The following is a 9,425-nucleotide window of genomic DNA, read 5'->3' as shown; positions in this document are numbered from 1 at the left end:
GGCGCGGATGGCGCGGTGACGGGGGTGGAGACCAATCGCGGCTTCATCGGCGCGAAGAAGATCGGCGTTTCCGCCTCCGGTCACAATTCGGTGGTGATGGCGATGGCGGATGTCCGCCTGCCGCTCGAAAGCCAGCCGCTGCAGGCGCTGGTGTCCGAGCCGCTGAAGCCGATCTTCCCCTGCGTGGTGATGTCGAATTCGGTCCACGCCTATATCTCCCAGTCCGACAAGGGCGAACTTGTGATCGGCGCCGGCACCGACCAGTATAATTCCTATTCCCAGACCGGCGGGCTTCAGATCATCACCCACACGCTCGACGCCATATGCGAGCTGTTTCCGATCTTCCGCCGGGTCAAGATGATGCGCCAGTGGGGCGGCATCACAGACAACACCCCGGACCGTTCGCCGATCCAGAGCGTTACGCCGGTACCCAATCTGTTCGTCAATTGCGGGTGGGGCACGGGCGGCTTCAAGGCAACGCCGGGTTCAGCGCATCTCTTCGCCCATCTCATCGCCAAGGGCGAGCCGCATAAGCTCGCCGCCGGCCTCACGCTCGAGCGCTACAACACCGGCCGGCTGATCGACGAAGCCGCCGCCGCCGCCGTCGCGCACTAGGAAAAGCCATGCTCTGGAACGTCAACAGGAAATGCGAGACCAGCGCCGGCATGGTGGCCTGGGGCAGCGTCGGCAAGGGGCCGCCGCTGGTGCTTGCCCATGGCTGGCCGTGGTCGTCGTTTTCCTGGCACCGCATCCTGCTGACGCTGTCGCATGCCTATACCGTTTACTGGTACGATATGCCGGGCTTCGGGCGTTCGGCGAAGGATGCCGGACAGGCCACCGGGCTCGATGTCCAGGGCCGGGTGTTCAAGGAAATGCTGGGCCACTGGATGCTCGATGCGCCGCACGTGCTGGCCCATGATTTCGGCGGCGCGGTGACGCTGCGCGCGCATCTGCTCCACGATGTCGCCTATTCGAGCCTGACCCTGATGAATGTCGTCGCGCTGAGCCCATGGGGCTCCGAATTCTTCGACCATGTCGGCCGTCACGTCGACGCCTTCGCGCCGCTGCCGCCGCACATCCACGCGGCAATCGTCGAGGCCTATATCAAGGGTGCGTTGGTCAACGAGATCGATGCGAGCGACCTGCGCGAGCTGGTCAGCCCCTGGCTCACGCCGGAAGGCCACCAGAGTTTCTATCGACAGTTTGCCCAGGCTGACGACGCCTTCACCGATGAATTCGCCGAGAAACTGAAGGAAATCGCCTGCCCGGTCACCATCATATGGGGCGAGCGCGATCCCTGGATCCCGATCGAGCGCGGCCATCTTCTGGCGGGCCGGATCGGCGTGCCGCTTCATCCGCTAAAGGGCGCGGGCCACCTGCCGCAGATGGAAGCGCCGCGCGATCTCATTGACCTGATTATCTCTATTCCCGACGCCTTGCCCGAACTGGAGGGAAACTGAATGTTGCTGATTTACTGTCCCTATTGCGAGGAAGCGCGCAGCGAGCTGGAATTTACCGGCGCGGGCGAGGCGCATATCGCGCGGCCTGAAAACATGGCCGAACTCTCCGACGCGGACTTCGCCAATTATTTCTTCATGCGCACCAATCCCAAGGGGCTGCATTTCGAGCGCTGGCGTCATTCCCACGGTTGCGGCCGGTTCTTCAACGCCGCCCGCGACACCGTTTCTGATCGCTTCCTGAAAACCTACAAGACCGGCGAGCCGAAGCCCGATCCGGCCGAACTCGGCATGGGAGACGGCCAATGAGCGGCGCATTCCGGATTGCCGACAAGGGGCGGCTGACTCCTGCCAAGACCGTGCGCTTCACTTTCGACGGCAAGACTTATACGGCGCTGGAGGGCGATACGCTGGCCTCGGCGCTGCTCGCCCACGGCGTGCATCTGGTCGGCCGATCCTACAAATATCACCGTCCGCGCGGGTTTCTGACGGCGGGCTCCGAGGAGCCGAACGCGCTGTTCGACATCGCCCGCGACAGCGCCCGCGGCCAGCCCAATGTGCGTGGGCCGGTGCAGGAGGTGTTCGATGGCATGAAGGCGGGTTCGCAGAACCGCTGGCCGTCGCTCTCCTTCGACGTCGGGGCGATCAACGATATCGTCTCGCCGATGCTGATCGCCGGCTTCTATTACAAGACCTTCATGTGGCCGTTCAGCGCATGGCACAAGGTTTATGAGCCCGCAATCCGCAAAGCCGCCGGCCTCGGCGTCGCGCCGACGGAGGAGGATCCCGACAGTTATGCCAGCCGCTACGTCCATTGCGACGTGCTGGTGGTCGGCGCGGGGCTTGCCGGGCTGACGGCGGCGCTTTCGGCGGCGCGCACCGGCAGGGATGTGATCATCTGTGATGAGAAGCCCGAGCCCGGCGGCGCGCTGCAATATGAGAGCGGCACCACGGTCGACGGCAAGCCAGGCTATGATTGGGCGGTTGCGGCGGCGGCTGAGCTGTCGTCCATGGACAATGTCCGCTACCTGCCGCGCACCACGGCTTTCGGCTACTACAACCACAATTTCCTCGGCCTGTGCGAACGGCTGACCGACCACCTGCCGAACGCGAAGGCCGACGGCCCGCGCGAGCGGCTGTGGCAGGTGCGGGCGGAAAAGGTGGTGCTCGCCACCGGCGCGATCGAACGCCCGATGGTGTTCCCCGACAATGATCGTCCGGGCATCATGCTGGCCTCTGCCGCGCGCAGTTATCTCAATCATTACGGCGTCGCCGTCGGCTCCAAGATCGGGGTCTACTGCGCCCATGATTCGGCCTATGAGGCCGCCTTCGACCTCGCCCGCGCCGGCGTGAAGGTGGTAGCCATCATCGATAGCCGCGCCGAGCCCGGACCGGGTCTTGCCGAAGAGGCGAAGGCGCTTGGGATCACGCTCCATACCGGCCACACGGTGGTCGGCACGAAGGGCCGGCTCAGGGTCAAGTCGATGCGGGTGAAGGGCAGCGGCAAGCCCCGCGATTACGATATCGACGCGCTGATCACGTCGGCCGGCTGGACGCCGTCCGTGCATCTGTTTTCGCAATCGCGCGGCAAGCTTGCCTTCGATGCGGAAAACGAGCGATTCCTGCCGAGCGTCTATGCCCAGAACGCGGTCTCGGTCGGCGCCTGCAACGGCACTGATGCCGTGGCCGATCTGGTCGCGGAGGCTGCGGCGGCGGGCGGCGGCTTTGCCGAGATCGCGGCCGCGACCGAACATGCCTGGACCGGCGGCATGCTGGGCGAAAACGATGATGCGGAGCCCTATGCCAAGGCGTTCATCGATTATCAGCATGATGTCTGCGCCAAGGATATCCGTCAGGCCATTCATGAGGGCATGGCCTCGATCGAGCATATCAAGCGCTTCACCACCAACGGCATGGCCTCCGATCAGGGCAAGCTGTCCAACATGCACGGGCTGGCGATCGCGGCTGAAATGCTGGATCGGCCGATCCCGCAGGTGGGGCTCACCACCTTCCGCCAGCCGTTCACGCCGGTCACCTTCGGAACGCTGATCAACCATTCGCGCAACGAGCTGTTCGATCCGGCGCGCAAGACGCCGATCAATGCCTGGGCGGAAGCCCAAGGCGCGCCGTTCGAGGATGTCGGCAACTGGAAGCGCGCCTGGTATTTCCCGCGCGCGGGCGAAACCAAGCATGACGCGGTCAACCGCGAATGCCGCACCGTGCGCGCGGCCGCTGGCGTGTTCGACGCCTCGACGCTCGGCAAGATCGAGGTCGTGGGCCCCGATGCCGAAGCCTTCATGAACCTGATCTATTCCAACGCCTGGTCGACGCTGAAGCCCGGCAAATGCCGCTACGGGCTGATGCTGCGCGAGGACGGCTATATCTACGATGACGGCGTCGTCGGCCGGCTGGCGCAGGACCGCTTCCACGTGACGACGACGACCGGCGGCGCGCCGCGGGTGCTGAACCTGATGGAGGACTACCTCCAGACCGAGTTCCCGCATCTGAAGGTCTGGCTCACCTCCACCAGCGAACAATGGGCGGTGATCGCGGTTCAGGGCCCGAAGGCGCGCGAAATCATCGCGCCCTTCGTCGAGGGCGTGGATATTTCCAACGAGGCTTTCCCGCATATGAGCCTTGCCGAATGCACGGTCTGCGGGGTTCCCTCGCGCCTGTTCCGGGTGTCTTTCACCGGCGAGCTCGGTTACGAGATCAACGTTCCGGCCGATTACGGGCTTGCGGTCTGGGAAGCGGTGTTCGCGCGCGCGGAGACCTTCGGCGCCTGCGCCTATGGCACCGAGACCATGCATGTGCTGCGCGCCGAAAAGGGCTATATCGTCGTCGGTCAGGATACCGATGGCACGGTCACGCCCTTTGACGCCGGCATGGGCTGGGCGGTCTCGAAGAAAAAGCCGGATTTCGTCGGCATGCGCGGCCTCAAGCGGCCGGACCTCGTCGCCGAGGGGCGCAAGCAGCTCGTCGGCCTGATGGTCAAGAACAATCCCCGGCTGGTGCTGGAGGAGGGCGCGCATGTGGTCGCCGATCCGAACGCGGCCAGGCCGGTGCCGATGCTTGGCCATGTCACCTCGGCCTACTGGTCGGAGGCGCTGCAGAGCGGCATCGCCATGGCCGTGGTCAAGGATGGTCACAAGCTGAAGGGCCAGACGCTTTACGTGCCGATGCCCGAACGCACGATCGCTGTCGAGGTAGTCGGCACCGTTTTCTATGATCCCGAAGGAGCGCGCATCAATGGCTGAGCAATTCACAGCGGAACGCAACCTGCCGCTTGCCGGCGCCTATGGCGGCTCGGGCCATGCCCGGCTGGTGGTGGCGCGCCCGGCAACACGGCTGTCGCTGCGGGCAGGTGCAGACGCGATCCCCGGCCTCAACGGCATGCTGGAACTCGACCTGCCGGTGAAGCCGCTGACCTCTTCGGGCGGGGAGGGGCGCTATGCCTTCTGGCTCGGACCCGACGAGTGGCTGGTGGTCGACGAATACGAGGACGACCTTGCCGGCCGGCTCGGCCCGGCGGCCGGTCCCTATTCGGCGGTCGATGTCTCCCACCGCAATATCGCGATCATGGTGGACGGACCGGGCGCTGCCACAACGCTGAACGCGGCCTGCCCGCTCGATCTGAGGCTCGAAAGCTTCCCGGTCGGCAAGGTCGCGCGCACAGTGCTCGGCAAGGCGGAGATTGTTTTGTTCCGCAAGGAAGAGCAGACCTTCCGCGTTGAATGCTGGCGCTCGTTCGCACCCTATGTGTTCGGACTGCTCGATCAGGGGGCGAAGGACGCGGCCTACTGATCCGGGCCGCGCCAGTCGATCCATCGACCATGGAAATCGGCGCGCCCGAGTTTTAACATTTCGCCGCCGGGCCAGATCGCAAGCGTCAATCCCGCGCCATGCTTGTCTTCGTCGGCCTCCATCGCAAGACGGCAGAGCGGGGCGTTATCGTCAGCACGCGCGCCCGCCTCGGCCAGCAGTCGCTCGCCCTCCGTGCGCGCCGCAAACGGCAGATATTGCCAGGCTATGGTGTGGTAGACGATGTGCACCTTGCCCGGGCGGGAAACCGCAAGCCGCTCCCGCAGCCATTCAACGGCGTCCGCCTTCTCGACAATGACGCCGGTCGCGCGGGCGAGCGCCAAAGCCTTTTCGGTGCGCTCCAGCCGGTCGGCCTGGTCGGCCCAGATATAGGAGAGCAACCGCTCGCAATCATCGCTGTTTGAAGCGTTGAGCGGGTTGAGGTCGCAGCCGGCGCGTTCGCTGACCGTGATTGCCGCACCCGGCGGCAGCGGTCCGGTCCAGTCGGGCGCGATTTCGAACGGTGCTTCGCCGGTGGCCGACGGGACATGCCGGTCTCCCAGACGGTAGGCATAGCGGTCCCACATCAGGTTCAGACCGGCCGAAGCGCCGATTTCGGACAGCACGAGGTCCTTGCCGGGAAAGCGGGCGGCGATCAGCGCAAAGGCCGGAAACAGGGCGGCCGAGCGGCGAACTTCATTGGTCTGCGGGGCCGATTGCATCCGCTGCGTGATGAATGCCGCCTCTTCCGCCATTGCCTCTGCCACGGCTTGCCAGAGCGCGTCATCCGATATCTTTGCCGGCGGATAGACGGCGGCAAGTGGGCCATGGCCGCGTCGCTTCAGGGCGTGCAGCGCGCCGCAGAAGCGCAATGCCAACGCATCGGGGCGGATGCGGTCTTCCGGCCATGTCATGATCAGCGACGGGACGGGACCGCCCGTGCATGAGAGCCGCTCCGCCGCCAGTCTGCAGAGCCTTGCGGTAAATGGCGAACCGAGTTCATCGCAGGCGTCGGCCTGGCTTTCGAAACCGAGTACGAAGGCCGGGCGCGCCGACATCGCTCACACCGTTTCCGGCCGATCTTCGGCGGCGAATTGCACCAGCGTGATCCATTCGGCCGACAGCGCCGGCTTGCGTTCGCCCTCGATCTCGACGGTGACGGCGTAGTTGATCGCCAAGAGTTCCGCGCCCCTGAAACGGGCGTCCTTGAGCACGAAGCGGCCGCGAACCTTGGCGCCGCTTTTCACCGGGGCCATGAAGCGCACCTTGTCGAAGCCGAAATTGATGCCCATGGTCTGTTCGCGGATGCGCGGGGCACAATCGTAATTCATGGCAGAAAGCAGCGACAGCGTCAGAAATCCATGCGCGATCGTGCCGCCGAAGGGGGTCTCAACGCGGGCGCGTTCGGGGTCGGTATGGATGAACTGGTGGTCGAGCGTGGCATCGGCGAAGGTGTCGATCATCGACTGGTCGACCGTGAACCAGCGCGACAGGCCGACTTCCTGTCCGATCAGTCCCTTGACGTCACCCAGAGAAATATCGAGAACCATCGGGTCTTCTTTCGTCGCCTGAGGAGCGGTCAATGCGTCTCTCCTTCGTTAAGTCTCTCGGCATAGAGCGATACCGAGCGGGGCGCAAGCGCGATCTCGACCGTGCCTTCGCTTTGGCCGGCAAGGCTGTGCCAGCCGTCCTCGTGGGCCTCGGGCAGCAGGAACACGGCTTCCTCAAGGCCTCGGTTGATGAGCACGGCAAGCCGCGTGGGATGGCCGGTCGTGGTCTCGGTGGTGGCAAGCACCATGCTGAGGCACTGGCATTCCGGGCACTCCCAGTCGGCGACGTCCATCACCTTGCCATCGGGCCGCAGCCACAAAACGTCGTCGTCGGTGAAGAAATCCGTTTGTGAGAACACGGCGAAGCGCTTGCGCAGCGCCGAGAGCTCGGCGGTGTGGACCACCAGTTCATCGTCCATATGCGCCCAGTCGAGCCAGGTGATCTCGTTGTCCTGGCAATAGGCGTTGTTGTTGCCCTTCTGGCTGCAGCCGCCCTCGTCGCCGGCCTTCAGCATGATCGCGCCGCGGCTGACGAACAGCGTGGCCAGAAGGGCGCGCAGATCCTGCCGGCGCCTGTTGTTGACCAGTTCGTTGTCGGTCTCGCCCTCGACGCCGTTGTTCCAGGAATAGTTCTCGTCGTGACCATCGCGGTTGTACTCGCCGTTTTCGGCATTGTGTTTGTGCACATAGGCCGTCAGGTCATAGAGCGAGAAGCCGTCATGAGCGGCGATGAAATTGACCGAGCGTGTGCTGCCCTGACCCTTTGTCGAAAAGATGTGCGAGGAGCCGGACAGCGCGTCGGCAAGCAGGCCGGTCATGGACGGATCGCCGCGCCAGAACTTGCGGATGTCGTCGCGCGTATTGTCGTTCCATTCGAGATAGGGCGGGGGGAAATTGCCGAGCTGGTAGCCGCCGGGACCAATATCCCATGGTTCCGCAATCATCGTCCGGTCTTTCAGGACCGGGTCGTTGAGGATCGCGTGAAGCGTTTCGGAATCGGGATCGAAGCCCTCATAGCGGCGCCCCAGAACCGGCGCCAGATCGAAGCGGAAGCCGTCAATGCCGGCCTCTGTCACGAAATGGCGGAGGCTGTCGATGATATAGCGGCGCACCATGGGATGGTCGCAGGCAATCGTGTTGCCGCAGCCGGTGTCGTTGATCAGAACGGAAGGGTCGTCATGGGCGAGACGGTAGTAGGTCGCGTTGTCGAGCCCGCGAAAGCTCACAACCCCGCCGAACTGATCGCTTTCGCCGCTGTGGTTGAAGACCAGATCGAGGATGACGCCGATGCCGGCCTCGTGGAGAGCCTTCACCGCGCCCCGGAGTTCGGCAATCCCGCCCGGGCAGATACGCGGCTCCAGCGCCATGAAGGTGACGGGGTTGTAGCCCCAGGCATTGGTGAGCCCGAGCGGTTGCAAATGCCGCTCGTCCATCCAGGCGGTCACCGGCAGAAGCTCGATGGCGTCGACACCGAGTTTCTTCAGGTGGTCGATCACCGCCGGATGAGCGAGCGCCGCCACGGTGCCGCGGATCGGCTTCGGCACGTCGGGATGGAGCATGGTGAGCGCGCGCACGCCCGCCTCGTAGATCAGCCCGCCATCGGGAAAATCGACATGGCCGATGTCTTCGGCGCTGTCGGCGACGACGATGCTCTTCGGCACCATGTCGGCGGTGTCGACGCCGAATTCGCTGAGATCCGGGTCGAACCGGTAGGGCCGGTCGATCTCGCGGGCATAAGGGTCGGTAAGCAGCTTGGCCGGGTCGAACCACAAGCCATTCATCGGGTCCCATTCGCCGAAAGCGCGGTAGCCGTAGCGCTGTCCGGGCTTGATCCCGTCCACCATGAGTCGGAACAGATTGCCGCCCGCATGCGCCATCGGCAGTTTCGCGGTCTGTGCGCCGGCCTTGTCGAACAGGCATAATTCCATGCCGGTGGCGTTTTCCGAATAGACGGAAAATTCCACGCCCCGGTCCAGAACGCGGACGCCGGGCATTTTCAGAGGCTCGGACATCGGATGCTCAGGTGATCACGGTCGGGGCGGCGCGGCCCGTGCGTTTGGCGATCTCGGCGACATGCTCGGCATAGGCGATCAGGTCGGCAAGCGTTTCCTGGGTTTCCTCTTCGTGGCGCGTCGGGTCGGGCTCGTAGTGCTCGAGATAGACCCGAAGCGTTGCGCCGGATGTGCCGGTGCCGGACAGGCGGAAAACCACGCGCGAGCCGTTTTCGAACAGGATGCGGATGCCCTGCTTCCTCGATATCGAGCCGTCGACCGGATCGTGATAGGCGAAGTCGTCGGCCTCGGCCACGGTGAGGTCGCGGAAAGTCGTGCCGGGCAGGGTCTCGAGCTTTCCGCGCAGCGCGTCCATCAGCCCGTTTGCGGCTTCCGTTTCGATCCCCTCGTAATCATGGCGCGAATAATAGTTGCGGCCATATTCGGCCCAGTGCTTCCTGACGATTTCGAGGGCGCTCTCGCCACGCACCGCCAGAATGTTGAGCCACAGCAGAACGGCCCACAGCCCGTCCTTTTCGCGTACGTGGTTCGAGCCTGTACCAAAACTTTCCTCGCCGCAGAGCGTCGCCTTGCCGGCGTCGAGCAGGTTGCCGAAGAATTTCCAG

General features: G+C 64.4%; 8 protein-coding genes and 1 pseudogene. 5 read left to right on the top strand and 4 right to left on the bottom strand.

Translation table 11 applies throughout. The annotated features are described in order from the left end of the window. The 5 genes from B4E36_RS08670 to B4E36_RS08650 form a co-directional block, all read left to right on the top strand. Positions 1-615, top strand: a 615-nt coding sequence (locus B4E36_RS08670; RefSeq protein ID WP_345900242.1) for an FAD-dependent oxidoreductase, incomplete at its 5' end; no start/stop codon positions are given. Positions 616-623: 8 nt separating this feature from the next. Then, positions 624-1,460 (top strand): alpha/beta fold hydrolase, encoded by an 837-nt coding sequence (locus B4E36_RS08665; RefSeq protein ID WP_292059374.1) that lies wholly within the window; start codon positions 624-626, stop codon positions 1,458-1,460. Further along, positions 1,461-1,766, top strand: a complete 306-nt coding sequence (locus B4E36_RS08660; RefSeq protein ID WP_018065484.1) for a sarcosine oxidase subunit delta — start codon at positions 1,461-1,463, stop codon at positions 1,764-1,766. After that, positions 1,763-4,714 (top strand): sarcosine oxidase subunit alpha, encoded by a 2,952-nt coding sequence (locus B4E36_RS08655; RefSeq protein WP_292059377.1) that lies wholly within the window; start codon positions 1,763-1,765, stop codon positions 4,712-4,714. The genes B4E36_RS08660 and B4E36_RS08655 overlap by 4 nt, the downstream gene beginning before the upstream one ends. Continuing rightward, positions 4,707-5,261: a sarcosine oxidase subunit gamma gene (locus B4E36_RS08650; protein WP_292059379.1), complete on the top strand. Its 555-nt coding sequence runs from the start codon at positions 4,707-4,709 to the stop codon at positions 5,259-5,261. The genes B4E36_RS08655 and B4E36_RS08650 overlap by 8 nt, the downstream gene beginning before the upstream one ends. Here the strand turns inward: B4E36_RS08650 and B4E36_RS08645 are convergent. The 4 genes and pseudogenes from B4E36_RS08645 to B4E36_RS08630 all read right to left on the bottom strand — a co-directional run. Continuing rightward, positions 5,255-6,316: a DUF2332 domain-containing protein gene (locus B4E36_RS08645; protein ID WP_292059381.1), complete on the bottom strand. Its 1,062-nt coding sequence runs from the start codon at positions 6,314-6,316 to the stop codon at positions 5,255-5,257. The genes B4E36_RS08650 and B4E36_RS08645 overlap by 7 nt on opposite strands. A 3-nt stretch (positions 6,317-6,319) precedes the next feature. Next, on the bottom strand, positions 6,320-6,808 hold the full coding sequence (locus B4E36_RS08640; RefSeq protein ID WP_292059401.1) for a MaoC family dehydratase: 489 nt from the start codon (positions 6,806-6,808) through the stop codon (positions 6,320-6,322). Between the two features lie 29 nt (positions 6,809-6,837). Beyond that, positions 6,838-8,820, bottom strand: coding sequence for a glycogen debranching protein GlgX (glgX, locus tag B4E36_RS08635; protein WP_292059384.1), 1,983 nt, complete (start codon positions 8,818-8,820; stop codon positions 6,838-6,840). Between the two features lie 7 nt (positions 8,821-8,827). After that, positions 8,828-9,425 (bottom strand): annotated as a pseudogene (locus B4E36_RS08630) (alpha-D-glucose phosphate-specific phosphoglucomutase); the annotation flags it as partial.

This window comes from Martelella sp. UBA3392 (assembly GCF_002358775.1).
Classification (GTDB): Bacteria; Pseudomonadota; Alphaproteobacteria; order Rhizobiales; family Rhizobiaceae; genus Martelella; species Martelella mediterranea.
The sequence above is the reverse complement of the archived record's forward strand: the minus strand, read 5'-3'. Positions and strand labels throughout refer to the sequence as shown.

Coding starts and splice junctions, on each gene's coding strand:
- B4E36_RS08650 (WP_292059379.1), top strand. CDS start 4,707: ATGGCTGAGCAATTCACAGCGGAACGCAACCTGCCGCTTGCCGGCGCC.
- B4E36_RS08665 (WP_292059374.1), top strand. CDS start 624: ATGCTCTGGAACGTCAACAGGAAATGCGAGACCAGCGCCGGCATGGTG.
- B4E36_RS08660 (WP_018065484.1), top strand. CDS start 1,461: ATGTTGCTGATTTACTGTCCCTATTGCGAGGAAGCGCGCAGCGAGCTG.
- glgX (WP_292059384.1), bottom strand. CDS start 8,820: ATGTCCGAGCCTCTGAAAATGCCCGGCGTCCGCGTTCTGGACCGGGGC.
- B4E36_RS08645 (WP_292059381.1), bottom strand. CDS start 6,316: ATGTCGGCGCGCCCGGCCTTCGTACTCGGTTTCGAAAGCCAGGCCGAC.
- B4E36_RS08640 (WP_292059401.1), bottom strand. CDS start 6,808: ATGGTTCTCGATATTTCTCTGGGTGACGTCAAGGGACTGATCGGACAG.
- B4E36_RS08655 (WP_292059377.1), top strand. CDS start 1,763: ATGAGCGGCGCATTCCGGATTGCCGACAAGGGGCGGCTGACTCCTGCC.